Raw genomic sequence first — 26,039 nt, forward strand, 5'->3', positions numbered from 1 at the left:
GCGCTAGGCATCAGCTTCCGTTGGTTGGCGTCTCGGCCTTGGCATTTGCGACCGGCTTCGGCTTTTCAATCGGAAAGAATGTATAGGACAGTGTGATCGTCTTGACGTCTTTCAGATCGGGATCGTTGACGATCTCCGGATCAACAAAGAACACCACCGGCATTTCCATGTCTTCGCCCGGCTGCAGGGTCGTATCCGTAAAACAGAAGCATTCAACCTTGTTGAAGTAAGCTCCTGCCCGACCTGGCGCGACGTTGAAGCTTGCGCGACCATAGGTCGGCTGATCGAACAGGTTACGCGCTTCATACTTGATCATCGTCGTTTCGCCGATGCGAACCGTGACCTCGCGCTGTACGGGCTTGAAATCCCATGCCAGCCCATTGGCCGTATTCGCGTCGAAACGCACCTTGATCGTCTTGTCGAGGATAGTATCCGAATATTGCTCCACCCGCTGCGTCGTGCCGCCATAGCCCGTCACCTGACAGAAAATACGGTAGAGCGGAACGGAAGCGTAGGCTGCACCGATCATGCAGACAAAGAAAGACAGGCACGCAAAAGCAATCGTCGCATTGGAGCGCTGTTGCTTCTTCAGCTTTTGATCCTTTTCCTGCTGATCCGCCATTTTCTCCTCCCAGATTAAGTTTAAAGCGTATCGCGTATTATCTACTTCATACGACAAGCTTTAAACCGTTGTATGTATGCAGTCTTTATCCCAAGATCGGCTCCCGTGTTTGGGAGACAAGCTAGATCGGCCGCACCAAAACATTCACACCCAGTTTCGCAATTGTGCCGATGTAAACAAGCAGCACGAACAGCGCCAGAGCGATTGCCAATCCCCAAGAGCGATTGCGCTGGGCTCGCTTCTGCTGTTCCGTCGGAACAATCAGCTCCAGCTCGTTGTCCGTCGGCTTCTGTACGGTTTTATCCATTAGAACCCTCCAAAGGCGACCAACGCCTTCATTACCAGTGCCTCGACAAGCAGCACCGCAAACAATCCCGACAGGTATAGCAGCGAGAAGCGGAACAACTTGCGGGCGGCGGCCAGCATTTCAGGCTGTGAACCGGCAACCCACATGCGCCATGCATAGTAAACGAAGGCCAGTCCAAGCAGCGTGGAAATAGCGCCATAGACCGGACCCGCAAAGCCTAGCACCCACGGCAGAACGCCAACTGGCGCCATGATGATCGAGTAGAAGAGTGCCTGACGCCGGGTCGAAAGCTCGCCCTTGACGTTCGGCATCATCGGAATACGCGCCGCTTCATAATCATTGGCTGAAAAGAGCGACAACGCCCAGAAATGCGGAGGAGTCCACAGGAAGATAATCATGAACAGAACGACACTGTCCCAGGTGATTTCGCCTGTCGCAGCCGCCCAGCCAATCATCGGAGGGAATGCGCCCGCCGCACCGCCGATGACGATGTTCTGTGGCGTCGAGCGCTTCAGCCACATCGTATAAACGACGGCATAGAAGAAAATCGTAAAGGCAAGCAGTGCGGCCGACAGCCAATTGACCATCAGGCCAAGCGTGACGACTGAAAAGGCTGAAAGCGTCAGGCCGAAGGCCAGAACCTGATTGGGCGCAATGATGCCAGCTGGAATAGGCCGGTTGCGCGTGCGCTTCATCACTGCATCAATATCAGCATCATACCACATGTTCAGCGCACCAGACGCGCCAGCGCCGACCGCTACGCACAAGATGCTGATGGCAGCGAGCACAGGATTCATATGTCCCGGTGCGACCACGAGACCGACCAGCCCGGTGAAGACCACAAGGGACATCACCCGGGGCTTCAAAAGAACAAGGTAATCCCGCGCAGTCGCTTCGGAGAGAGCGAGCGCGTCGTCGGTACCTGCGTTTTTTTCCACCAGAGACATTTTGACTTTAAAAACCTCAAATTCACCGGTCCGAACACCGCGCCCCTACAGCACGGATCGGCACAATCACAACAATGTCCTCCCGGAAACCTTTCTGTTCCCGCCGGAAATGCCGTGCTTGATGGCCGACTTTTTCGTCTACCGGCGACGGGCGGAACAGAATGCCGCCCGCCCATAGCACATTTTGTAAAGAAGGGCGAAGTCTTTTCCGGACTCCGCCCATCGCACGATTACTTGATGCGCGGCAGCTGTTCCCACTGGTGGAACGGCGGTGGCGACGAGAGCTGCCATTCCAGCGTGGTTGCGCCTTCACCCCATGGGTTTGCACCGGCTTCACGCTTCTTCGCAAATGCCTCGAAGACATTGTAGAGGAAGATCAGGACTGCGAAGCCCGAAATATAGGAGCCGTAGGACGACACCATGTTCCAGCCTGCATAGGCATCCGGATAGTCGATGTAACGGCGCGGCATGCCAGCAAGACCGAGGAAGTGCTGCGGGAAGAAGACCAGGTTCACGCCAACGAAGGTGACCCAGAAATGCAGCTTGGCCGTAAACTCATTGTACATGTAGCCGCTCATCTTCGGGAACCAGTAGTACCAGCCCGCGAAGATCGCAAACACCGCACCCAGCGACAGAACGTAGTGGAAGTGCGCCACAACGTAGTAGGTGTCGTGCAGTGCGCGGTCGAGACCGGCATTGGCGAGCTGAACGCCCGTCACACCACCTACCGTGAACAGGAAGATAAAGCCGATTGCCCACAGCATCGGTGCGCGGAACGTGATCGAACCGCCCCACATCGTCGCGATCCACGAGAAGATCTTGATACCCGTCGGAACAGCGATGACCATCGTGGCGAACACGAAGTAACGCTGCGTGTCGAGTGACAGGCCAACCGTATACATGTGGTGAGCCCAGACGACGAAGCCCACGACACCGATTGCCACCATGGCGTAAGCCATGCCGAGGTAACCGAAGATCGGCTTGCGCGAGAAGGTCGACACGATGTGGCTGACAATGCCGAAGCCCGGCAGGATCAGAATGTACACTTCCGGATGCCCGAAGAACCAGAACAGATGCTGGTAAAGGATCGGATCACCACCACCGTCCGGCGTGAAGAAGGTCGTTCCGAAATTGCGATCGGTCAGCAGCATGGTGATGCCGCCTGCCAGAACCGGCAGCGAAAGCAGCAGCAGGAATGCCGTCACCAGAACAGCCCAGGCGAAGAGCGGCATCTTGTGCAGCGTCATGCCCGGAGCGCGCATATTCAGGATCGTGGTGATGAAATTGATCGCGCCGAGAATCGACGAAGCACCGGAAATGTGCAGCGCCAGAATGGCGAAATCGATTGCCGGACCAGGCTGGCCGGTCGTCGATAGCGGCGGATACAGTGTCCAGCCGCCACCAGGGCCCCAACCACCGGGTGCCGAAGGCATGAACAGCGAAATCATCAGCAGCAACAGCGCAGGCGGCAGAAGCCAGAACGAGATGTTGTTCATGCGCGGGAAAGCCATGTCCGGCGCGCCGATCATCAGCGGCACCATCCAGTTGGCAAAACCACCGATCAGCGCGGGCATGACCATGAAGAAGATCATGACCAGAGCATGCGCGGAGGTGAACACATTGAACATCTGCTTGCCGGCATCAAGCGCGGCATCGCCCTCAACACCGTAAACCATGGACGCCAAGCCATGGAAAATCTGGATGCCCGGTTCCTGGAGTTCGGCGCGCATCGCGATTGACAGGGCGCCGCCGATAATACCGGCGATGATTGCAAAAATCAGGTACAGGGTACCGATGTCTTTATGATTGGTCGAGTATACCCAACGAACCCAGCCGTGCGGCTTGTGGTCGTCGTGAGCACCATGCTCGTGAGCTGCTGTGCCAGCCATGGAATTCGCTCCCGTTTTTCAACAGTCTTGGCGTTCGGGATCAGAGACCCGCCGCAGCCACTTTATCGTTTGCGCCACCTTCAACAGCGGCCTGAAGCGCCTTGTTCGCGCCGTTCAAATCCGATCCCGCAGCGGCGATCCAGGTCTGATACTGCTCTTTCGAGACAACGCGCACGGCGATCGGCATGAAGCCATGATCCTTGCCGCAAAGCTCAGAGCACTGACCGTAGTAGAGGCCTTCCTTGTCTGCTTTGAACCAGGCTTCGTTGATACGACCCGGAACAGCGTCCATCTTCACGCCGAAAGCCGGAATGGTCCACGAATGAATCACATCGGCAGCAGTGACGAGAAGGCGAACCGTTTCGCCGACCGGAACCACGACTTCATTGTCGACGGCCAGAAGACGCGGATAACGCGCGCGATCTTCCTTGCCGGCAGCGGCGCGATCGCCATCCTTCAGAAGAAGGGCATCAAAGCTGACCGGATTATCGACCTGATATTCGTAACCCCAATACCACTGATAACCCGTTGCCTTGACCGTCAGCGTCGGATCTTCCGGCGAATACTGCGCCGTCAGAAGCTGGAAAGACGGAACCGCCAAAAACAGAAGAATGATCACAGGCCCGATGGTCCAGACCACTTCAATAGCGGTATTGTGACTGGTTTTGGACGGCTCCGGATTCGCGCTCGCACGAAAGCGAAACACCACCCAAAGCAACAAAAACAGAACCAGCAAGGTAATTGGAATGATGAACCAGAGCGTATAGCGCTCAAACCAATGAATCTGTTCGGCAATTCCAGTCGCTGCGTCCTGAAATCTCCATTCCCAGGGACGGGGCTGGTCCGCAAAAGCGGCACCAGTCGTCCACAGCACTGCAAGAGCGCCGCCGAAGGCGCCCTTCGTTGTGGCAACAATCTTATCCACCAGAACTCTCTCCCTTTTCGCCCTTTCGAGCTGGACGCCGGACGCTAAAGACGGCCGCATCCCCCGTCGGCGTTCAAACCACACCTTAGCGCACACCGCAAGGAAGGCGAATATGTTCCTGTGCGGCATTTTTGCGCGCAGTCCATGTGGGAAAGAGCCGATGTCCGAGTTTAATCAATGCGCCGGAGCTGCTCGTTTTCACCGTGAAAACTTGGGAAAACCGTACGAAACCCATAATGAAGCCATGATTTGACAAGACGTTTCCTTTAACGTGCCGCGTGACAATCGACGCAACAGACGGTATCACCGTTGCTATGATGGCCAGGACTGATAATCGCCAATCACGGCGCTTTTCATGGCCAATGCAGCGCGTTAACGTCCCGGTGATTCGATCTGGAGATTTCATGACTTTTCGCATGCTTGCCCGCCGCACGATCAGCCAGCGCCTCGCAACACTTGCAACAGGCGTCAGCTTGGCGCTTGCCGTTGCAGCGCTTCCTTCGGTTGCTCAGGAAACACCGGCGCAGTTACAAACCCCACAAGAGGCCCCCGCTGCCCAGTCGCAGGCGGCTCCGAGCAGCCCGCAGCAGAGCGGCAAGCTCAAGTCGCAGCATGGCGCATGGTCCGTTCTGTGTGATACGCCCGCGGGCGCCAAGACTGAGCAATGCGCGCTGATCCAGAATGTGGTCGCCGCAAAGCGCCCCGAACTGGGGCTTTCGGTCGTCGTTCTCAAGACCGCAGACAACAAGGCGCGCATTCTTCGTGTTCTGGCGCCACTAGGCGTTCTGTTGCCCAACGGTCTCGGCCTCAATGTCGACGGCAAGGATATCGGTCGCGCCTATTTCGTCCGCTGCTTCGAAGACGGCTGCTACGCCGAAGTGATCCTTGAGGATGAACTTCTCAAGACATTGCGTTCCGGTAAGGCTGCGACCTTCATCGTCTTCCAGACGCCGGAAGAAGGCGTGGGCATTCCTGTCGATCTCAAGGGGTTCGGTGAAGGCTTCGACGCTTTGCCTTGATAACAACTGAGATGACCGGTTGTTCTCAACCGATTTAAGGCTTACATCCTGCAGCAAACACATGCTGCAGGATTTATTTTATGAAAAGCCTGATCGACAGTTTCGACGCCAGCCGCGACGATATCGAGCGTCTTGTCGCCCAAAGCCTGAAGGGCAGCGACGACGGAGAGCTCTTCGTGGAATATCGCGAGGCGGAGGCGCTTGTTTTCGACAATGGTCGTCTCAAGACCGGCTCCTTCAATCAGGATCAGGGATTCGGCCTGCGCTCGGTCGCAGGCGAAGCCATCGGCTATGCCCATGCGGGCGATCTTTCGCTTGCCGCCTTGAAGCGCGCTTCCGATGCGGTTTCTGCAACCCTTAAGGGCTATGGCGGAAGCTATTCGGCGGCACCTGCCGGCACGAACCGTCACCTTTACCCGGATGAAAACCCCATCGGTTCGCCGACATTCGATTCCAAGGTGCAGCTTTTGCAGCAAATAGACGCCTATCTGCGTGCCAAGGACCCGAAAGTACGTCAGGTTTCCGTTTCGCTCGCAGGCTCGTGGCAGCAGGTCGAAATTCTGCGCGCCGACGGTCATTTCGTACGCGATATACGGCCTATGGTGCGCCTGAGCGTTGCGGTAGTTGCAGGCGATGGCGACCGTCAGGAATCAGGTTCGCATACGGTTGGCGGACGCAAGGGGTTTGGCGAGTTCATCACCACTGAAAGCTGGCAGCATGCCGCCGATGAAGCATTGCGGCAGGCACTCGTCAATCTGGAAGCTATCCCCGCCCCGGCAGGCACATTCGACATCGTTCTTGCCAATGGTTGGCCAGGCGTCATGCTGCATGAAGCCGTCGGGCACGGGTTGGAAGGTGACTTCAATCGAAAGAAGACCTCTGCCTTTGCCGGTCTGCTTGGACAGCAGGTTGCCTCCAAGGGTGTCACGGTCGTCGATGACGGCACGATTGCCGAGCGCCGGGGTTCGCTGACCATCGATGACGAAGGCACCCCGACCAATCGCACCGTGCTGATCGAAGACGGTAAACTCGTCAATTATATGCAGGATCGCCAGAACGCCCGCCTGATGGGCATGGAAGCTACCGGCAATGGACGCCGCGAATCCTATGCTCACGCACCTATGCCGCGCATGACGAACACCTACATGCTTTCCGGCGACAAGACGCCGGAAGAGATCATCGCCTCCATGAAAAAGGGCATCTATGCCGTTTCCTTTGGCGGTGGTCAGGTCGATATCACCTCCGGCAAGTTCGTATTCGGCTGTACGGAAGCCTACATGATCGAGGACGGCAAGGTCGGCGCGCCGATCAAGGGAGCGATGCTGATTGGCAATGGTCCGGATGCGATGCAGCGGATTTCGATGATCGGCAACGATATGAAGCTTGATACGGGTAGCGGCAATTGCGGCAAGGGTGGTCAGTGGGTACCTGTCGGCGTCGGCCAGCCGCATCTGCGCATGGATCAGGTAACGGTGGGAGGCACGGCTGTATAATAGCCCTGCCGTCTTCCGCGCTTTCGCTCAGATGCCTGCTTTTTGTGTCATCTAACTTGCAGATATCACCGGTAAAGTGCAGGCTGTCAGGGTAACAGCCTGCATAGCGATATTCGATGTCAGGCCGATCTGGAGAGAGGAATGCCTGAATCGCCTTACGACTGGACGGGCAAGCGAACGGAAAAACGTGACCGGCAAAAGCGTATGCTGGTCGTGACAGCCATCACGATGGGCACACTCATTCTTGTCCTCGGCATGGTGGACGGCCTGCTGATCCTGCTGGACTGATATGCTGCCGATTTACGAAATCGATTGTGCCGGGATAGAAAACCCTGACGATCTTTGGCGGCGGTATCTTTCCGCTGTTCCAGCCCAAGACCCGGAATCATTCGGTTACACACTCGACTCATTCTGGGACGCTGTGCAATGGCAAGGTCCAGGCTGGCCCGGTGAATGCGAACTCGTTTTCAGGAACTCCGAAGCTCTGGGCAAATTGAAAACACGCGGCGGCAAGCCGTTTCTCGAAGCGTTCAAGCGCCTCGTGAGCGAAACAGATCGGATAGTCGTCAGATTCGCGTAAAAACCGGGTCTCGATTTATATGCCCGGATTTTCTTCCAGCAAACCGGTCACGAAATCGAACAGACCCGGGCGGCGGTCACGACGAAGACGTTCAGCTTCAATGATCGACTTGATGGCCGCAAAGGAGCGATCAAGATCTTCATTGATGACAATATAATCGTACTTCACCCATTTCTGGATTTCAAAACGCGCATTCTGCAAACGGGTCTCGATGACATCCGCCGTATCTTCCGCGCGACGGTTCAGGCGCTGCTGCAATTCGCGCATGGTGGGCGGAAGAATAAAGATCGACACCACATCGGCTGGCATCTTTGCTTGCAACTGGTCTGCACCCTGCCAGTCAATGTCAAACAGCATATCCTGACCGTCGGCCAGCGCGATCTCAGCCGTTTCGCGCAGCGTGCCATAGAAATTGCCATGGACCTCGGCCCATTCAATCAGCTCATCATTGTCACGAAGGCGTTCAAACTCGCGGATCGTCTTGAAATGGTAGTGAACCCCTTCGATCTCGCTCGGGCGGCGCTGGCGCGTCGTCACGCTGATCGACAGCGAGAGGTTCATCTTCTTGTCTTCCAGCAACAACCGGGCAATGGTGGACTTACCGGCTCCGGATGGCGACGAGATCACCACCATCAAGCCTCTACGTGCGACGCCATTTTCAACCGAAGAGATGGCCATGATACCTGTTACTCCAGATTTTGTACTTGTTCGCGAAACTGGTCCACGACTGCCTTCAGTTCCAGACCGATGGCTGTGATCGACGCTGCATTCGATTTGGAACACAGTGTATTAGCTTCACGATTAAATTCCTGTGAAAGAAAATCGAGCTTGCGCCCGACGGGGCCACCATCCGCCAGAAGCTTGCGGGCAGATGCCACATGGGTCTCCAACCGGTCAAGCTCTTCCTGAATATCGGCCTTGGTCGCCAGAAACGCCGCTTCCTGATAGAGCCGCGTCTCATCAAGCTCGCGTGCGGAATCCATCAGCAGCGCCACCTGTCCAGCGAGACGGGCCTTGATCGCGTCTGTGCTCCGCGACGGGTCGCAGCGGGCATTCACGGTCAGGCGCTCGATACTATCGACATGCGCGGACAGAATAGTGAAAAGAGCCTTGCCCTCCTGCTTGCGGGCATCGGCGATTGCGTTCAGCGTTTCCTCAAAACCTGAGACGACAGCGGCTTCCAGTCCGCCGCGCTCGTCTTCGTCATCAGCCATCTGTGCCTGATCGATGATACCGCGCAACGAAAGAATGCCGTCTACGCTGGCGGGGGCCAGTCCGTGCGTTGCCTGCAAATCCGCACCGAGTTTCAGGATCTCGGCGAGCATGGCCTGATTGATACTGAAACCGGCCTGTGCCTCGCTGCGTTCCACGCTGAGGCTTGCCTGAAAATTGCCACGCGAAAAATGACGCGCCAGCATGGAGCGTACAGGATGTTCGGCGGCTTCAAGGCCTTGCGGCAAACGCAGCCGAAGGTCGAGCCCCTTACCATTGACGGAACGCACTTCCCAGACGATGCGCGCTTCTCCGCCTTCCATGGCATGTTGCACGGCATGGCGTGCAAAACCGGTCATGCTTTGGAGCGCCATGCGTTCCATCCCCCTCAACTCACGCCCGCGACAGTGCGGACTTACTCTAAAAACCAATCCGAAGCCGGTGGCGAACACCGGCTTCGGTTACACATTCTCAAACCCACCAAAGCCGTAGCGAAAAGCTACTGCCCCGCGCTTTGGTTTGTATTGCTGCCGCTATTGTTCTGTTGCTCGATATTCTTTTGCTGTTCCACGGAGCGCCATTTACGGACGTTGGCGTTGTGTTCCTGCAGCGTCTTCGAGAACACATGGCCACCCGTGCCATCGGCAACGAAATAGAGGTCTTCCGTATCCAGCGGATTAGCGACAGCTTCCAGCGCAGCCTTGCCCGGATTGGCAATCGGCGTCGGCGGAAGACCGTTGATCACATAGGTATTGTAAGGTGTCGGCTTTTCGATGTCCGACTTGAAGATCGGCCGATCAGAAGGTTTGCCAGCTCCGCCGAACAGGCCATAAATAATGGTCGGATCGGACTGGATGCGCATGCCCTTCTTCAAGCGATTGACGAAGACCGACGCCACATGCGGGCGTTCCGACGCGATACCGGTTTCCTTTTCAACGATGGAAGCCAGCGTCACAAATTCGTTCTTGTCCTTGATCGGCAGGTCGGAACCACGCTTTGCCCAGGCGTCGTCCACGAGCTTCTTCTGGGAGGCGACCATACGATCGATGATTTCCGAACGCGTCGTGCCACGCGTGAAATTCAGCGTATCGGTGAAGAGCGAACCTTCCGGCGGCATGTCCTTCGGCATGTCACCAACCAGTGTCGGATCAGCCGAGATACGATCGAAAATCTGCTTGACCGTCAGACCTTCCGGAATGGTCAGCGGATACATGATGGATTTGCCGCTGATGAGGATATTCATCACATCGCGCATCGAAGCGCCCGCCGGAATGGCGTATTCGCCCGCCTTCAGATCATTTTCATGACCGAGCGTCCGCATCCCATAGCGGAAAATACGCGCGTCACTGACGATTTCACGATTTTCCAGGCTGTTAGAAACTTCGGCGATACCAGCGCCGCGCTTGACGAGAAACGTCGTTTCGGCAGTAAGCGGACCTTGTCCGTCAAACTGCATCTTGCCGAAATAGAACAAGGCCGACGCGCCGAGCAGAACAAGCACGACCAGCGACAGCATGAAATTCATGAAAACTACGATCTGGCTGCGGGCATGGCGCGAACGCTTGCGCGGCGGCGGCGTTCCCGGCTCGGGACGCAGAGCTTCAGACGCGGATTTCGGCACGAACGGCTTTGAAGTCGCGTTCGTTTCCTGCGTCACGCCCTTGGGCAGTTCGTCTGCAGGGGGTGTTCCGGATGGCGCCTCTGAATTCACTCAATCACCTCGGTCCAGAGTATTTCGTTAGTTTGAACCAAACCACGAGAAAGGCTCTGTCTATCTATTTTTGCGAACCTCCCGACACATTGTGCCGAATGCCCGCCCAGAACGGCTTTTTGCACTTATTTCGTCAGAATGGGATAACACTCTTCGGAGTCGTGACCACACTAACCGCAGTTCGCGATTTTAAACATCGCATCCGGTTTTATTTTGGCAAAAACGCGGAGAAATCCCCGCGTTTTTTTAAAGTCGATATTCTATTTTCAGAGAAACCGATCACGAGTATCGGCGCAGGACCAGCGAAGCGTTGGTTCCGCCAAATCCGAAGGAGTTCGAAAGAGCCACATCGATCTTGCGTTCACGCGCCTTGTGCGGAACCAGATCGATCTTCGTCGAGACAGCCGGATTATCGAGATTGAGCGTAGCCGGCGCGATATTATCGCGGATGGCAAGCGTCGAGAAAATCGCTTCGGCTGCACCGGCAGCACCAAGCAGATGGCCGATAGCCGATTTGGTCGAGGACATCGAAATCTTCGACGCAGCATCGCCAACCACGCGCTCTACAGCGCCGAGTTCGATGGTGTCAGCCATGGTCGACGTGCCATGGGCGTTGATGTAGTCAATCTGGTCCGGCGTGATTTCAGCGCGCTTCAGGGCAGCGACCATGCAACGCTCGGCACCCTCGCCGCTCTCGGTCGGAGCAGTGATGTGGTAAGCATCGCCCGAAAGACCGTAGCCGATAACTTCCGCATAGATTTTCGCGCCACGCGCCAGTGCGTGTTCCAGCTCTTCGAGAACCACAACGCCCGCACCTTCGCCCATCACGAAACCGTCACGGTCTTCGTCATAAGGACGGGAAGCTGCGGTCGGATCGTCGTTACGCTTGGTGGACAGCGCCTTGCAAGCGGCAAAGCCTGCCAGCGAAATGCGACTAACCGGCGATTCCGTTCCACCAGCAACCATGACGTCCGCATCGCCGAAAGCGATCAGACGGGCTGCGTCGCCGATAGCATGTGTGCCGGTTGCACAAGCCGTTACAACCGAATGGTTTGGGCCGCGCAGCCCGTGCTTGATCGAAACATGGCCGGAAGCCAGATTGATCAGGCGGCCAGGAATAAAGAACGGAGAAATGCGGCGCGGGCCTTTGTCGCGCAGCGTGTAGCCGGCCTCGACAATACCTTCGATACCGCCGATGCCGGAACCGATGAGAACACCAGTACGGACCTGATCCTCGTCGCTTTCAGGATGCCAGTCGGCATCGTCCAGCGCCTGATCGGCAGCGCCGACAGCATAAACGATGAAAGGATCAACCTTACGCTGTTCCTTGGGCTCCATATGGAGGTCGGCGTTGAAGGTGCCATTGGTGCCATCGCCAACCGGAATGCGGCAGGCTATCTGGCAGGCCAGATCGTCAACTTCAAATTCCGTGATGCGGCGAGCACCGCTTTCACCGGCAATAAGACGCTTCCAGGTCTCTTCGACACCGCTGGCAAGCGGCGACACCAGACCAAGACCGGTGATGACGACACGCCTCATATCCACCCCTTAAAACTTTGTTATGTCACGAACACCGCCCCGCAGGCTTTAACCGGCAGAACATATGTCCGGGCCTGACTGGAAGGGATGGTGCTCCAATTGTTGAAACCGGAGCCTGCCATGTCGAACACGATCTTCGATCATTGTTCCGGCAGTTTCACAAACAGGCCGCTGAACAGCCCTTGTGCATATTCGTTCTGATCGTGACCACGAAAGAAACGACCAAAAACAAGCAGGGCCGGGATTCGTGAGAACCCCAGCCCGATGCCCAAGTTCAGATTAGGCGGCAGCCTTGTCGATGAACTTCACAGCGTCGCCGACCGTAAGGATCGTTTCGGCGGCGTCGTCAGGAATTTCAACGCCGAATTCTTCTTCGAAAGCCATGACCAGCTCGACCGTGTCGAGGCTGTCTGCGCCGAGGTCATCGATGAAGCTTGCGCCTTCCGTGACCTTGTCGGCATCTACGCCCAGATGTTCAACAACGATTTTCTTGACGCGCTCTGCGGTATCGCTCATGTCGGAACCTCGACCTGTGTGTTTGTTGCTCTGCCTTGGTTAGCGGCATGCAGGATTGTAATCAAGTTATAAGATGTCTGCCAAGTTTCGAGCGAAGCCGCCCGGACAGTCATCCTGTGGATATTCCTTTCGGAACAGGATCGCGGCACTTCTACTCAGAATGCCGCAATTCTCGATGGGCGCATTACCATGCTTCTTGAGCAAGGCAAAGCGCCTTTTCCTTCTTCAGCCCCCGTATTAAGGCATTTTATACCATAATAGGGAGAAGAAGGAGGGTTAGATCATGGCCATGCCGCCATTGATGTGCAGGGTCTGGCCCGTCACATAGGCAGCCTGGTCGCTTGCCAGATAGACAACTGCCGCTGCAATATCACCACCAACGCCCATGCGCTTCATGGGGATATTGCTCATGATCGCTTCCTTCTGCTTTTCGTTCAGCTTATCGGTCATGGCCGATTCGATGAAGCCCGGAGCGATGCAGTTAACCGTTACATTGCGGCTGGCGATTTCCTGCGCCAGCGACTTGGAGAAGCCAATGAGGCCTGCCTTCGACGCGCAATAGTTTGCCTGACCCGGATTGCCGGTCACGCCAACAATCGACGTGATGTTAATGATACGACCATTGCGGCGGCGCATCATCGGATGGGTCAGCTCACGCGTCAGATTGAATACCGACGTCAGGTTGACGTTGAGAACCGCATCCCAGTCTTCGTCGCTCATGCGCACAAATAGGCCGTCGCGGGTAATGCCGGCATTGTTGACGAGAATGTCGACGCCGCCCATTTCCTCTTCCGCCTTCTGGCCGAGAGCCTTGACGGCTTCACGGTCAGAAAGATTGGCCGGAAAGATGAAGGTGCGGTCACCAAGTTCAGCGGCAAGCTCTTTCAGCTTTTCTTCGCGTGTGCCGTGCAGGCCGACGATTGCGCCCTGCGCATGAAGAGCGCGGGCAATCGCTTCGCCAAGACCACCGGTTGCGCCGGTTACCAGAGCCTTGCGGCCAGTCAGATCAAACATGCGAAATCCCTTTTAGCTTCTCAATTTCCATCGCATGATCTTATCCGAAAAGTCTGCAACTTTTCGGGATCAAGCGCCGAGAACAGCAAGCGCTGCTTCGATTTCTTCAGCCGAACCAACGGCGGCGCCAGTCACATCCTTCGAGATGCGGCGCGCCAGACCAGTCAGAACCTTGCCTGAACCTACTTCATAAAGCGTGGTGACGCCATTGGCCGCAAACCATTCGACCGTTTCGCGCCAGCGCACCTGACCTGTAACCTGCTCAACCAGCAGATCGGCAATCTCGTTGGCGTCGTTAACCGGCGCTGCGCGCACATTGGCGATGAGCGGCACGATCGGATTGTGCTTTTCAACCGAAGCAAGCGCTTCACGCATTGCGTCAGCAGCGGGGCTCATCAAAGTTGAATGGAAGGGAGCGGATACGGGCAGCATGATGGCCCGCTTGGCGCCCTTTTCGGATGCAAGCTTTGCAGCCAGCTCGACCGCAGCCTTGGAACCGGAAATAACGAGCTGCCCACCACCATTATCATTGGCGATCTGGACCGAGCCGGATGCCTTGGCTTCAGCGCAAACAGCTTCTACGTCGCCATGCTCCAGGCCGATGATCGCGGCCATCGCGCCTTCGCCAACGGGAACAGCCTTCTGCATCGCATTGCCGCGAATGCGCAGGAGGCGCGCCGTATCGGCAAGCGAGAATGTTCCGGCTGCGCAAAGTGCTGAATATTCACCAAGCGAATGTCCGGCAACGTAGGAAACCTTGTTTTTCAACGAAAAGCCGCGCGCTTCCATGACGCGCAGCACGGCCATTGAAACAGCCATCAGCGCAGGCTGGGCATTGGCGGTCAGCGTCAGGACATCTTCCGGCCCTTCGAACATGGTAGCGGAAAGCTTTTCGCCCAGTGCCGCGTCCACTTCATCGAAAACGGCGCGCGCTTCAGCGAACTGTTCGGCCAGAGCCTTGCCCATACCCACAGCCTGACTGCCTTGTCCGGGGAAAGTAAATGCTACCGCCATTGATGCCTCGTTCTGGTTTTGAGCATATGATAATGTCGAAACCGATATCCGTTTCGCCGACATGCCCTGCAATTAAATGCACAATTTGGCCGGATGTGCCTCAGTGAGGGCAACAAAGTCAAGTATCTCCCGGCTTTTGTGCGGTTTGCGCCTTGCAAAGCCGGGGAAAAACACGTAATAGCCGCCCGTTCATTGCTCGGCACCAGCTGGGGGCTGAACGGAGGGCCGGTTGTTTGTGCAGTCAAATTCACGAACATCCGTAGAAGTCTCAAGCGCTTCTGCCTCCCGTGTCTCCGCTCTCGATCGTCTCAGTGAGCGTCCTTTCTTCACCGGATTTCCGGCAAAAGAGAAGTCGCAGAGGCTTAGCCGTTGGTGTCGGCATGTTGTAACAGAAGAAAGGCAAAGCCAATGGCTCTTTATGAACATGTGCTTCTTGCCCGCCAGGACATTTCCCAGCAGCAGGTCGACGCTCTCGTCGAACAGTACAAGGGTGTCCTCGAAGCTAATGGCGGCAAGTTCGGTAAGGTCGAAAGCTGGGGCCTGCGTCCCCTCACCTACCGTATCAAGAAGAATCGCAAGGCGTATTACACACTCGTAAACATTGACGCTCCGGCCGCAGCCGTCGCCGAAATGGAACGCCAGATGCGCATCAACGAAGACGTTCTTCGTTTCCTCACCGTTCGCGTTGAAGAACACGAAGAAGGCCAGTCGGCCATGCTCACCCGCCGCGACGACCGTCGCGAACGCGATGGTGATGATCGTCCTCGCCGTCGCGAAGGCGGTTTCGACCGTGGTGATCGCGGTGACCGTGGCGATCGCGGCCCACGTCGCCCACGCGACAACGAAGCTGGTGAAGGAGCATAATCATGGTTGATATCAATCAGATCCCGACCCGTCGTCCTTTCCATCGCCGTCGCAAGACGTGCCCGTTCTCCGGCGCAAACGCACCGAAGATCGACTACAAGGACGTCAAGCTTCTGCAGCGTTACATTTCCGAACGCGGCAAGATCGTTCCGTCCCGTATTACGGCTGTCAGCCAGAAGAAGCAGCGTGAACTCGCCAAGGCGATCAAGCGCGCTCGTTTCCTCGGCCTTCTGCCTTACGTTGTGAAGTAAGAACGAGATTCTGGGAGGCGTTCTCGCAGAGATTGCCTCCCAACCCCTTCCTTCATTGCGATGGGCGCAATGAAGCGTAATAAAAACCCAAGTTGGGGCAACGGCCTCTAACTGCACGAACCGGCAAGACCGGAGCAGGACAGCGAAACTGATGAAATTCAATGGAACCATTATCGGTATCGGCATATTGGCGGGGCTTGCCTCGGCCTTGATGTCGTCCGGCGTCATCGCCCAGGGTGGTGCGATGGCTGCTATGGCCATGGTTCTCTACTTCCTGACACCACTTCCCATCTTCGTTGTTGCCCTTGGCTGGGGTTCGAGCGCCGGTATCGTTGCCGCCGCCACAGCTACGGTTGCCGTCGGCGTTGTCGCCGTCCCGCTTGCAGCACTTCTGATGGCATTGACCAGCTTCATTCCCGCAGCAACCGGCGCCTATCTGTCCGGCCTCGCGCGGCCAGCCGAAGAACTCGGCGGACCGCAGGATGTTCTGGTCTGGTATCCGCTTTCAGACATTGTGTTCCGGCTTGCCATGATGGTGGCGCTCAGCTTCATCGTCATCGGTGCGATCCTGGGCTTTGGCCCGGACATGGCGCGCGAACTCGCAAATACGCTTATCGACCGGGTTGCCGAAGCCGATCCGCAGTTCACGGCCAGCGATGACATTCGCAGCAATGTAACGTCGCTTCTGATGGTCGCCTTGCCTGCAATCCAGCCGGCAACCTGCCTCGCGATTCTCGTTGGCAATCTTTATCTGGCACAGCGCCTGATCTCCATGTCGGGTCGCCTGCGCCGTCCGCGTGATGACTGGCCCGCAACACTGCGTATGCCGCGCCCGGCCTTGCTCGTCTTCGCGGTCGCTCTTGCGGTTGCATTTGTTCCCGGCGGCGCCGGATTGATCGCAACCGTCGTTGCAGGCGCGCTTAGCGCTGGTTTCATGATGTCAGGTCTTGCCATTATGCATTTCCGCACACGCGGCAAGGTGTGGCGCCCGGTAGCGCTGTGGCTCGCTTACTTTGCGATCATACTCTTCGCATTCCTGCTTTTCATCTTCATGGTTCTCGGACTTTTCGACACTTCGCGCGGCGCGCCGGTCTCGAAAATGCCGGGCGCTGACAGTCAGTAACCGAATCAGAAACTCGAAAGGAAACTCCAATGGAAGTCATTCTTCTGGAACGCATTGGCCGCCTCGGCCAGATGGGCGAAACCGTCAAGGTCAAGGACGGCTATGCTCGTAACTTCCTGCTCCCGCAGGGCAAGGCTCTTCGTGCCAACGAAGCCAACAAGAAGAAGTTCGAAGGCCAGCGCGCTCAGCTCGAAGCCCAGAACTTGGAGCGCAAGAACGAAGCTCAGGCCGTCGCTGAAAAGCTCAATGGCGAAAGCTTCATCGTTGTACGTTCGGCTGGTGAAACCGGCCAGCTCTACGGCTCCGTTTCGACCCGTGACATCGCCGACATCATCTCAGCCAATGGCTTCACCCTGCACCGCAACCAGGTTGAACTGAACCATCCGATCAAGGCGATCGGCCTGCACGAAGTCTCGATTTCGCTGCATCCGGAAGTTCAGGTTCAGGTTACGGTCAACATCGCACGTTCGACCGAAGAAGCCGAACGTCAGGCAAAGGGTGAAGACCTGACCTCGATCGAAGCCATCTACGGCATCGAAGAGCAGCCTCTGTCGGAAGAAGTTTTCGACGAAGAGGACGAAGCTGAAGATCAGGCTTAATTTAGCCACCTATTATCTATGGGAATGCAAAGCCAGACAGTCCGCATTCCCATCGTGGTAAACTTTATATGATCGTGCCCGGCGGCCTCCGCCGGGCATTTTCTCTTTTCAGATCGGCAAAACTCCTTATTCTACATATTAGTATTGGATTGGAGAGGTGCTGACGGAAACGTCCGCGTTGCTTGGGCATTACTCCCGAGGCCGATTGACCGAGGGGATATTGCCTGAAAATCTGATGACAGAGTGGCTCTGATACTTATGCACCGCCGCCTGCCATGCAAACGCATGGACGTAAGCCTGCTTCGATCCCCAAGAGGAGATGGGGCCGATGTATGGAATTATGCGTACTGTTCTTTCGCATATGATTAAAACCGGCGACCTGACGGTCACCGATTCTAGTGGTGCGCTTACCCGGTACGGCGACAGGACTGGCGAACCAGTTCATATACACTTCAAGACGAAGCACGCCGAGCGGGCCGTAGCCCTCGACCCGGAGTTGAAACTCGCCGAGTGTTTCATGGATGGCGAGATCGATTTTTTGAAGGGCGGCATCTACACGCTCCTTCAGGTGGTATTCGAGAATACCGGGCCGACTGCGGCGACCGAACCGTGGATGAAAGCTCTGGCGAAGCTGCGCATTTTTTTCCGTCGCTTCCAGCAGATGAACACGATTTCGCGGTCTTCAAACAATATCAAAAGTCATTATGACCTTTCCGGTGAGCTCTACGATCTGTTTCTCGATCCCGACAAGCAATATTCCTGCGCCTATTTCGATCCGCCAAACGCTACACTCGCCGAGGCGCAGCTTGCCAAAAAGCGCCATATCGCGGCAAAATTGCTGGTGAAGGAAGGCGACAAGGTGCTCGATATCGGCTGCGGCTGGGGTGGTATGGGGCTCTATCTGGCTCGTTATCTCAAGGCCAATGTCACCGGCGTAACCTTATCCGAAGAGCAGCATGCCATTGCCAATCAGCGAGCGCAGGATGAAGGACTGGCTGACCGTGCGAAGTTCGAATTGAGCGACTATCGCAACATCGACGACAAGTTTGACCGGCTGGTATCGGTTGGTATGTTCGAGCATGTTGGTGTCGGGCATTTCGCCGAGTATTTCCAGCACGTCGCTCGCCTGATGAAACAGGATGGCGTTTTCCTTCTGCATGCCATCGGACGCGCCGATGGACCGGGAGCGACCAATCCGTTCATCCGCAAGTACATCTTTCCGGGCGGGTATATTCCGGCACTTTCTGAGGTTCTGCCGCATATCGAAAAGGCCGGGCTCTATGTCACCGACGTAGAAATCCTGCGGCTTCATTATGCGGAAACGCTCAAGGCTTGGCGGGAAGCGTTCATGGCCAATCGTGACAAGGCCAAGGCGCTTTATGACGAGCGTTTCTGCCGCATGTGGGAGTTTTATCTGGCTGCGTCTGAAAGCGCTTTCCGCTGGCAGAACATGATGGTGTTCCACATTCAGATCGCCCACAAACAGGAATCCGTTCCGCTAACCCGCAACTATATTGAGGCCGAGGAAAAGCGTCTCAAGCGCCTCGACAGCGCGCCCAAAGGCGCCAACAGCGAGGGGCGGGCCGTCAAGAAAAGCATGAACGCCTGAGGTGAAGCCGATCTGCTATAAATAAGGCGGGCCGTTCCGTTGGAGCAGCCCGCTTTCTCTGATCTTATTCCGGCTTTGGCACGCCTGCTTCCCATTTGTCCCAGTGGGTGACGATGTCGCTCACGACCGGAGCGCCGACGAGGTAGATGTTTTCGACCGTTTCCGCAAACCCCCCTGCCGTTTCGCCCGGCGCTGGATCCAGATGCTGCAGCGTGGTTTCTTTCGGATTTCCCTGATCGAAGTTTACCGAACCACGCAGGCTGAGGATGCGGTCTGTACCGTGCTGCCGCTTGATAACGAGCGCAAGCGCTGCGGCTTCCATCTCGGTGGCGAGATAGTCGTCGGCACCATAGAGCTTGGCTATATACTGAGCCTCTTTCGACAATCCGGGACCATGGAAAAATGTATCTCCGGTCATATGCGTGCCCGTCTTCAATGCCGGTTTCGCCTGCGCAGCCTTGTCGGGATAACGCATGCGATACGCCTGGGCCTCCGGCGAATCGCGAAGCTCCGCATTGGAGCCCAAACGCATTGCCGCTGCGACCAAATCAGGATCAAGCTTGAAAACACGATACTCTTCATATCCCTTTCGTGGGATGAATACCGGTTCGCCCGGCTTGCCTTCTTCCGGTGCCCAGCGATGGCCCAAATCGTAATCGACGAGCCACGTCGCCCAGCTGACATCACCTATCGTTCCGCGTGAAGGTGGTGTGCCGGCCACACCGGACAGGATGTAATAAGTTTTAGAGAAGTCGAAGGCTGGGTCGAGCATGATTGCCTGCATGCTGGCCGAGGAGTTCACCTTACCCATGCCGAGAACTGAGCCGCATACACCGTCAACGTTGCAATAAACGGGTTTCAGCGCCCCTTTGACTTCGATGGGCTTCGCATCCTTCCAGTAATGCTCGTACCACCGTTGAAACTCACCGGCCCGGTCGCCACTGTTCTGACCGATCTCGAACATGGCGGCGATAAACACTTTGACCTTGATCGGTTCCGAGGCTGCCGACGAAGCCGTTGATGAAAAAAAGAGAGCCAATGCTGTCAGAAGCCAGGCTGCAATGGTGCGGTGTCGCATGAATATTCCTCGTGAATGTAAGGCGGGCTTTGCTTTGAATGCCCGCACAGATCAGGGAGCTTTGGGGTGGGAGAAGATTAATATCGCCGATTGCTCCCCGCAATCTCCGTCAATAGGAAGTGCATAAAGGCAACGCCTGAACTGTGGATCAGTGTGAATCATGGTATAGGTTTTCTCTTCCATCAGGAATCATCCGAAGCTGCGTTGCGTTTGGCATCGCTTGATGGCTAGCTGGGTGCATCAGGGACAGGATTTAGAATCATGGCGGAAGCGGCGGTACGCAAACTCGACGATGCGCGGGATCAGAAAGACGCGCTCTATCGGGAAGCACCCCATAATATTGAAGCGGAACAGGCGCTGCTGGGCGCGATCCTGATCAATAACGATGCCTTTTACCGGGTATCGGACTTCCTCAAGCCAACCCATTTTTTCGAACCCTTGCACCGCCGCATCTATGAAATCACGACCGATCTCATTCGCGTCGGCAAGATGGCCAATCCCGTAACGATGAAGACCTTCCTGCCTACCGAAGGCAAGGTGGGTGATCTCACGATCTTCCAATATGTGACTCGCCTCGCAACCGAAGCCGTCACCATTATCAATGCCGAAGATTACGGCCGCGCGATTTACGATTTGGCGACGCGTCGCGCGCTGATTGGCATTGGCGAGGACATGGTGAACGTTGCCTATGATGCGCCTGTCGACATGGCACCGCAGGAGCAGATTGAAGACGCCGAACGCCGCTTGTTCGAGCTTGCCGAAACAGGGCGTTATGATGGCGGTTTCCTGCCCTTCAAGGATGCAGTGACCACAGCAGTTGACATGGCCAACGCCGCCTTTATGCGTGATGGCCATCTTTCGGGTGTTTCCACCGGCATCCATACGCTCGATGGCAAGATGGGCGGTCTACAGCCTTCCGACTTGATCATCCTTGCAGGCCGTCCGGGTATGGGCAAGACCTCGCTTGCCACCAACATCGCATTCAACATCGCCAACGCCTACGAAGGCGAACAGCAGGCCGATGGTAGCGTAAAAGCCATAAATGGCGGCGTCGTCGGCTTCTTCTCGCTCGAAATGTCGGCGGAACAGCTTGCAACCCGTATCATTTCCGAGCAGACGGAAGTCTCCTCTTCAAAAATCCGTCGTGGTGACATCACCGAAACCGATTTCGAGAAGCTTGTTGCATGCTCACAGGTGATGCAGAAAATCCCGCTCTATATCGACCAGACGGGCGGTATCTCCATTGCGCAGCTTGCAGCGCGAGCACGCCGCCTGAAGCGCCAGCGTGGCCTCGACGTTCTGGTGATCGACTACGTGCAGTTGATGACCGGCTCGTCGAAGGCCTCAGCGCAGAACCGCGTGCAGGAAATCACCGAAATCACTACCGGCCTTAAGGCGCTCGGCAAGGAACTCAATGTTCCGATCATTGCGCTTTCACAGCTCTCCCGTCAGGTGGAGAGCCGCGACGACAAGCGCCCGCAACTCTCCGACCTTCGTGAATCGGGCTCCATCGAGCAGGACGCCGACGTGGTGCTTTTCGTGTTTCGCGAGGAATATTACGTCAAGAACCTCGAACCGCGTGACGAATTCGACCCGAAATATGAAGAATGGAAGCAGCACTTTGAAAAAGTGCGCGGCACAGCTGACGTCATCATCGCCAAGCAGCGTCACGGACCGACCGGCACCGTCAAGCTCGCCTTCCAGTCTGAGTTTACGCGATTTGCAGATCTGGCCGAGGGTTCCTATCTGCCGGATCAGTATGAATAGTAAGATCACGATCAAGATGGAGCGCGTCTGATGGCCAAAGCGCGCGTTCAATTCATCTGCCAGAATTGCGGCGCGGTTCATTCGCGCTGGGCGGGCAAGTGCGATTCCTGCGGTGAGTGGAACACGCTTGTCGAGGAAGGCACCAATAGCGGCATTGGGTCTGGTCCCGGCGCCATGTTGTCCAAGCGCAAAGGTCGCGCCGTCGCCCTTACCTCCCTGTCTGGCGACATTGAAGATGCGCCACGCATCATTTCCGGTATCAGCGAGCTTGACCGGGTTACCGGCGGCGGTTTCGTGCGCGGTTCAGCCCTTCTGATCGGTGGCGATCCCGGGATCGGCAAATCCACGCTGTTGACGCAGGCTGCAGCCGCCCTTTCCAATCGTGGCCATCGCATTGTTTATGTTTCGGGCGAAGAAGCCGTCGCGCAGATACGTCTGCGTGCGCAGCGTCTCGGTGTGGCATCGTCAGCGGTGGAACTAGCTGCCGAAACCAACGTCGAAGACATCATCGCTACTATTTCTGATACCAAGCGACCCGATCTCGTCATCATCGATTCGATCCAGACGCTCTGGACCGATATGGCTGATTCTGCTCCCGGTACGGTCACGCAGGTGCGTTCGTCGGCACAAGCCATGATCCGCTATGCCAAGCAGACTGGTTCAGCAGTCGTGTTGGTGGGACATGTTACCAAAGACGGCCAGATTGCAGGCCCTCGCGTGGTCGAACATATGGTCGATGGCGTCCTCTATTTCGAAGGTGAAGGCGGACATCACTATCGCATCCTGCGCACGGTGAAGAACCGTTTCGGCCCCACCGACGAGATCGGTGTATTCGAGATGTCCGATGGTGGGCTGCGTGAGGTTTCCAACCCGTCCGAGCTTTTCCTCGGAGAGCGTAACGCCAAGGCTCCAGGTGCGGCAGTCTTTGCCGGCATGGAAGGCACGCGCCCGGTGTTGGTGGAGATACAGGCGCTTGTCGCCCCTTCCTCGCTCGGCACCCCGCGTCGTGCGGTCGTCGGCTGGGACGGCGGACGACTTGCCATGATCCTCGCCGTGCTCGAATCGCATTGCGGCGTTCGTTTCGGCCAGCATGATGTCTACCTGAATGTCGCGGGCGGTTATCGTATCAGCGAGCCTGCCGCCGATATAGCTGTGGCTGCTGCACTAGTTTCATCCATGGCCGGTATTGCCCTTCCGCCAGATTGTGTTTATTTCGGCGAAATCAGCCTTTCCGGTGCTGTTCGCGCGGTAACGCATGCAGTACAGAGGCTCAAGGAAGCCGAGAAACTTGGTTTTCGGCAGGCAGAAGTGCCCGGCGGCAGTGGCGAACTTTGGAAAGATCGCAACTTCCGGCTTATGGAAACTTCGGCTCTGCCCGACCTTGTTGCGCGCATCGCGGCTTCAGGCTCCGGAAAGAAGCAATAAATCTGGAGTTTTATGACTGGAAGAATCTGTCAACCTTCCGGTGATAAGCTCCAGCATCTTTGACTGCCCTGCGTATTAAAGTGATTGCGCACAATAACTGAGGACAGGCAGAATGCCGATAACCATGCTTGATGGAATTCTACTCGGGATAACGCTGGTTTCAGCCGTTTTGGCGATGGTGCGCGGTTTTTCCCGCGAGGTGCTGTCGCTGGTATCGTGGGCGGCTGCGGCCGCTGCGGCCTACCTTTTCTACCAGCCGGTTCTGCCTTTCGTGCAGCCCTATATCAACAACGAAACCATAGCGAAGATTGCCGCCGCTGGCGCCGTCTTCCTCGTCGTTCTGATCATCGTTTCGCTGATCACCATGAAGATCGCCGATTTCATCATCGACAGCCGTATCGGCGCGCTTGACCGCACGCTCGGCTTCCTGTTCGGCGGCGTGCGCGGTGTGCTTCTCGTTGTCGTTGCCATGCTGTTCTTCAACTGGCTCATCCCAACGAACCAGCCAGCCTGGGTGACAAACGCGAAATCGAAGCCAATGCTCGATTCGTTCGGCCAGCAGCTGATCGACCTTCTGCCGGCTAATCCCGACCAAATGATCGACAAGTTCAAGCCACAGCAAAATGCTCCGGCCTCTGGCGAGCAAGAAGAAGCGCCTGTTCCGGACGATACGCCTGCACAGCAATAAGCTGTTCCAAGATATCGAGAAGCCGTCGGCACTGCTGGCGGCTTTTTCAATTCTGGATGCAAAAGCCGACAGATGTGAAATAGCCAAAATGACGCGTACACATTGTCATTTCGGTTCCGCGAACATATTTCAGGCGGTAATTTGCGAGATTATTCTTGGACATCGTGCGATACTAATGTTCATGAGACTATATCGACGCAGCGGTGAACTCTTCGCTTTTAACAAAAAGCCATCTTGTGATAGAGAGGCGCTTTAGTTGCCTCTGCAATCGAAAGGCCTTGCGGCAATGACCAGCCATTCTTCTGAAAATGCCTCCTTTATGCTGGACGAAGACACCCTGCATGAAGAGTGCGGCGTATTTGGCATACTTGGCCATGAAGACGCAGCCGCGCTGACCGCATTGGGCCTGCATGCCCTCCAGCATCGTGGGCAGGAAGCCGCCGGTATCGTTTCTTATCACAATCGCCGTTTTCATTCCGAACGCCATATGGGTCTCGTCGGCGATCATTTCACCGATGCAGCAACGCTGAACCGCCTACCCGGTGACCGCGCCATCGGCCATGTGCGTTACTCCACCACCGGCGAGACGATCCTGCGCAACGTGCAGCCATTGTTCGCGGAACTGGAAGTCGGCGGCATTGCCATTGCCCATAACGGCAACTTCACCAACGGCATTACGCTGCGCAAGCAGCTGATTGCTTCCGGCGCGATCTTTCAGGCAACTTCCGATACGGAAGTCGTGCTGCATATGATTGCCCGTTCGCGCCATTCATCTTCTTCCGACCGTTTCGTCGATGCGATCCGGCAGGTCGAAGGCGGCTATGCCATGCTGGCGCTGACCCGAACCAAACTGATCGCGGCGCGTGACCCTATCGGCATCCGCCCGCTCGTCATGGGCGAGCTCGACGGCAAGCCAATCTTCTGCTCGGAGACCTGTGCCCTCGACATTATCGGTGCGAAATATGTTCGCGACGTCGAAAATGGCGAAGTGGTCATCTGCGAGATTCAGAAGGACGGCTCCATCACCATCGAATCCATCAAGGCTGAAAATCCGCAGCCCGAACGGCTCTGCCTGTTCGAATATGTCTATTTCGCCCGTCCCGACTCCGTCGTCGGCGGTCGCAGCGTCTATGTCGCGCGCAAGAATATGGGCATGGAGCTTGCCAAGGAAGCCGGCATCGAAGCGGATGTTGTCGTGCCGGTGCCTGACGGCGGCACACCTGCCGCACTCGGCTTCGCGCAGGCAAGCGGCATTCCGTTCGAATATGGCATCATCCGCAACCATTATGTGGGCCGTACCTTCATCGAACCGACGCAGCAAATTCGCGCGCTTGGCGTCAAGCTGAAGCATTCCGCCAATCGCGCCATGATCGAAGGCAAGCGGGTCGTGCTGGTGGATGATTCCATCGTACGGGGCACCACGTCCGTTAAGATCGTCCAGATGATCCGCGACGCGGGCGCAAAGGAAGTGCATATCCGGGTGGCAAGTCCAATGATCTACCACCCGGATTTCTATGGTATCGACACCCCCCATGCCGATAAGCTGCTGGCCAACCAGCACAAAGACCTGGAATCCATGTGTCGCTACATCGGCGCGGATTCCCTGGCGTTCCTTTCCATCGACGGGCTTTACAAGGCTGTTGGTGGGAAGCCGCGTGATCCGAAGGCGCCAGCTTTCACCGATCACTACTTCACGGGCGAATATCCGACCCGCCTTCTCGATCAGGAAGTAGAGAGCAACGTGCATACGCTGTCGCTGCTCGCAAGCAACGGCTGATCGCCCAATTCTTCACGCAGGCGGCCCAAAAGGCCGCCTGTTTCATGTTCTTGCATCATATGGGGACTAG

The 26,039-nt window shown here is 56.4% G+C and carries 25 protein-coding genes; 12 read left to right on the plus strand and 13 right to left on the minus strand.

What is annotated here, in order from left to right; translation table 11 throughout:
- Nucleotides 1-10: 10 nt before the first annotated feature.
- The 5 genes from FG152_RS07815 to coxB form a co-directional block, all read right to left on the minus strand.
- Entirely contained in the window at nucleotides 11-622 is a 612-nt protein-coding gene (locus FG152_RS07815; RefSeq protein ID WP_036585944.1) for a cytochrome c oxidase assembly protein, read from the minus strand.
- A gap of 121 nt (nucleotides 623-743) precedes the next feature.
- The gene (locus FG152_RS07820) at nucleotides 744-929 is read right to left on the minus strand and encodes a cytochrome c oxidase system small membrane protein (protein ID WP_010658400.1); all 186 of its coding nucleotides are present in this window, start codon (nucleotides 927-929) and stop codon (nucleotides 744-746) included.
- Complete coding sequence (locus FG152_RS07825) at nucleotides 929-1,876, minus strand: heme o synthase (RefSeq protein WP_043062666.1); 948 nt, start codon at nucleotides 1,874-1,876, stop codon at nucleotides 929-931. The genes FG152_RS07820 and FG152_RS07825 overlap by 1 nt, the downstream gene beginning before the upstream one ends.
- Before the next feature lie 230 nt (nucleotides 1,877-2,106).
- Nucleotides 2,107-3,765, minus strand: coding sequence for a cytochrome c oxidase subunit I (gene ctaD / locus FG152_RS07830; protein WP_010658398.1), 1,659 nt, complete (start codon nucleotides 3,763-3,765; stop codon nucleotides 2,107-2,109).
- A 40-nt stretch (nucleotides 3,766-3,805) separates the two neighbouring features.
- Nucleotides 3,806-4,690, minus strand: coding sequence for a cytochrome c oxidase subunit II (coxB, locus tag FG152_RS07835; protein WP_010658397.1), 885 nt, complete (start codon nucleotides 4,688-4,690; stop codon nucleotides 3,806-3,808).
- 404 nt (nucleotides 4,691-5,094) lie between these two features.
- Between coxB and FG152_RS07840 the strand changes: the two genes are divergently transcribed.
- The 3 genes from FG152_RS07840 to FG152_RS07850 all read left to right on the plus strand — a co-directional run bounded on the left by FG152_RS07840 (nucleotide 5,095) and on the right by FG152_RS07850 (nucleotide 7,490).
- Nucleotides 5,095-5,709: an invasion associated locus B family protein gene (locus FG152_RS07840; RefSeq protein ID WP_010658396.1), complete on the plus strand. Its 615-nt coding sequence runs from the start codon at nucleotides 5,095-5,097 to the stop codon at nucleotides 5,707-5,709.
- Nucleotides 5,710-5,789: 80 nt separating this feature from the next.
- Entirely contained in the window at nucleotides 5,790-7,202 is a 1,413-nt protein-coding gene (tldD, locus tag FG152_RS07845; RefSeq protein ID WP_010658395.1) for a metalloprotease TldD, read from the plus strand.
- A gap of 141 nt (nucleotides 7,203-7,343) precedes the next feature.
- Nucleotides 7,344-7,490 carry a hypothetical protein gene (locus FG152_RS07850; protein WP_192799029.1) on the plus strand — a complete coding sequence of 49 codons (147 nt, stop codon included), beginning with the start codon at nucleotides 7,344-7,346 and terminating at the stop codon, nucleotides 7,488-7,490.
- Between the two features lie 307 nt (nucleotides 7,491-7,797).
- Here the strand turns inward: FG152_RS07850 and gmk are convergent, their stop codons facing one another.
- From gmk to fabD, 7 genes are all read right to left on the minus strand, one after another.
- On the minus strand, nucleotides 7,798-8,460 hold the full coding sequence (gene gmk, locus FG152_RS07855) for a guanylate kinase (RefSeq protein ID WP_010658393.1): 663 nt from the start codon (nucleotides 8,458-8,460) through the stop codon (nucleotides 7,798-7,800).
- An 8-nt stretch (nucleotides 8,461-8,468) separates the two neighbouring features.
- Complete coding sequence (locus FG152_RS07860; protein ID WP_498985773.1) at nucleotides 8,469-9,368, minus strand: YicC/YloC family endoribonuclease; 900 nt, start codon at nucleotides 9,366-9,368, stop codon at nucleotides 8,469-8,471.
- Between the two features lie 125 nt (nucleotides 9,369-9,493).
- Nucleotides 9,494-10,705, minus strand: a complete 1,212-nt coding sequence (gene mltG / locus FG152_RS07865; RefSeq protein ID WP_105528877.1) for an endolytic transglycosylase MltG — start codon at nucleotides 10,703-10,705, stop codon at nucleotides 9,494-9,496.
- Between the two features lie 279 nt (nucleotides 10,706-10,984).
- Nucleotides 10,985-12,244 (minus strand): beta-ketoacyl-ACP synthase II, encoded by a 1,260-nt coding sequence (gene fabF, locus FG152_RS07870; protein WP_010658390.1) that lies wholly within the window; start codon nucleotides 12,242-12,244, stop codon nucleotides 10,985-10,987.
- 279 nt (nucleotides 12,245-12,523) lie between these two features.
- Entirely contained in the window at nucleotides 12,524-12,760 is a 237-nt protein-coding gene (locus tag FG152_RS07875) for an acyl carrier protein (protein ID WP_040129773.1), read from the minus strand.
- Nucleotides 12,761-13,036: 276 nt separating this feature from the next.
- Nucleotides 13,037-13,774 carry a 3-oxoacyl-[acyl-carrier-protein] reductase gene (gene fabG / locus FG152_RS07880; RefSeq protein ID WP_264812598.1) on the minus strand — a complete coding sequence of 246 codons (738 nt, stop codon included), beginning with the start codon at nucleotides 13,772-13,774 and terminating at the stop codon, nucleotides 13,037-13,039.
- Nucleotides 13,775-13,843: 69 nt separating this feature from the next.
- Nucleotides 13,844-14,788: an ACP S-malonyltransferase gene (gene fabD, locus FG152_RS07885; protein ID WP_498985778.1), complete on the minus strand. Its 945-nt coding sequence runs from the start codon at nucleotides 14,786-14,788 to the stop codon at nucleotides 13,844-13,846.
- A 408-nt stretch (nucleotides 14,789-15,196) separates the two neighbouring features.
- Between fabD and rpsF the strand changes: the two genes are divergently transcribed.
- The 5 genes from rpsF to FG152_RS07910 all read left to right on the plus strand — a co-directional run bounded on the left by rpsF (nucleotide 15,197) and on the right by FG152_RS07910 (nucleotide 19,234).
- The gene (gene rpsF, locus FG152_RS07890; protein ID WP_105528874.1) at nucleotides 15,197-15,652 is read left to right on the plus strand and encodes a 30S ribosomal protein S6; all 456 of its coding nucleotides are present in this window, start codon (nucleotides 15,197-15,199) and stop codon (nucleotides 15,650-15,652) included.
- A 2-nt stretch (nucleotides 15,653-15,654) separates the two neighbouring features.
- Nucleotides 15,655-15,903 carry a 30S ribosomal protein S18 gene (gene rpsR / locus FG152_RS07895; RefSeq protein ID WP_002963610.1) on the plus strand — a complete coding sequence of 83 codons (249 nt, stop codon included), beginning with the start codon at nucleotides 15,655-15,657 and terminating at the stop codon, nucleotides 15,901-15,903.
- Between the two features lie 151 nt (nucleotides 15,904-16,054).
- A complete protein-coding gene (locus FG152_RS07900; RefSeq protein ID WP_012090837.1) occupies nucleotides 16,055-17,026 on the plus strand; it encodes a DUF2232 domain-containing protein in 972 nt (323 codons plus the stop codon).
- Between the two features lie 29 nt (nucleotides 17,027-17,055).
- On the plus strand, nucleotides 17,056-17,625 hold the full coding sequence (gene rplI / locus FG152_RS07905) for a 50S ribosomal protein L9 (protein WP_012090836.1): 570 nt from the start codon (nucleotides 17,056-17,058) through the stop codon (nucleotides 17,623-17,625).
- A gap of 328 nt (nucleotides 17,626-17,953) precedes the next feature.
- Complete coding sequence (locus tag FG152_RS07910; protein ID WP_010658384.1) at nucleotides 17,954-19,234, plus strand: cyclopropane fatty acid synthase; 1,281 nt, start codon at nucleotides 17,954-17,956, stop codon at nucleotides 19,232-19,234.
- Between the two features lie 64 nt (nucleotides 19,235-19,298).
- On the opposite strand, the gene FG152_RS07915 is transcribed toward FG152_RS07910, so the two are convergent.
- A complete protein-coding gene (locus FG152_RS07915; RefSeq protein ID WP_264812591.1) occupies nucleotides 19,299-20,312 on the minus strand; it encodes a purine-nucleoside phosphorylase in 1,014 nt (337 codons plus the stop codon).
- A gap of 261 nt (nucleotides 20,313-20,573) precedes the next feature.
- Here FG152_RS07915 and FG152_RS07920 point away from each other — a divergent pair, with 261 nt between their 5' ends.
- The 4 genes from FG152_RS07920 (at nucleotide 20,574) to purF (ending at nucleotide 25,969) form a co-directional block, all read left to right on the plus strand.
- Nucleotides 20,574-22,079 carry a replicative DNA helicase gene (locus tag FG152_RS07920; protein WP_094514861.1) on the plus strand — a complete coding sequence of 502 codons (1,506 nt, stop codon included), beginning with the start codon at nucleotides 20,574-20,576 and terminating at the stop codon, nucleotides 22,077-22,079.
- A gap of 30 nt (nucleotides 22,080-22,109) precedes the next feature.
- On the plus strand, nucleotides 22,110-23,504 hold the full coding sequence (radA, locus tag FG152_RS07925) for a DNA repair protein RadA (protein WP_012090832.1): 1,395 nt from the start codon (nucleotides 22,110-22,112) through the stop codon (nucleotides 23,502-23,504).
- A 112-nt stretch (nucleotides 23,505-23,616) separates the two neighbouring features.
- Nucleotides 23,617-24,192, plus strand: a complete 576-nt coding sequence (locus tag FG152_RS07930) for a CvpA family protein (RefSeq protein WP_454622693.1) — start codon at nucleotides 23,617-23,619, stop codon at nucleotides 24,190-24,192.
- A 286-nt stretch (nucleotides 24,193-24,478) separates the two neighbouring features.
- Entirely contained in the window at nucleotides 24,479-25,969 is a 1,491-nt protein-coding gene (purF, locus tag FG152_RS07935) for an amidophosphoribosyltransferase (RefSeq protein ID WP_029375904.1), read from the plus strand.
- Nucleotides 25,970-26,039 lie beyond the last annotated feature (70 nt).

It is taken from the genome of Ochrobactrum sp. XJ1, assembly GCF_024701725.1.
GTDB lineage: Bacteria > Pseudomonadota > Alphaproteobacteria > Rhizobiales > Rhizobiaceae > Brucella > Brucella anthropi.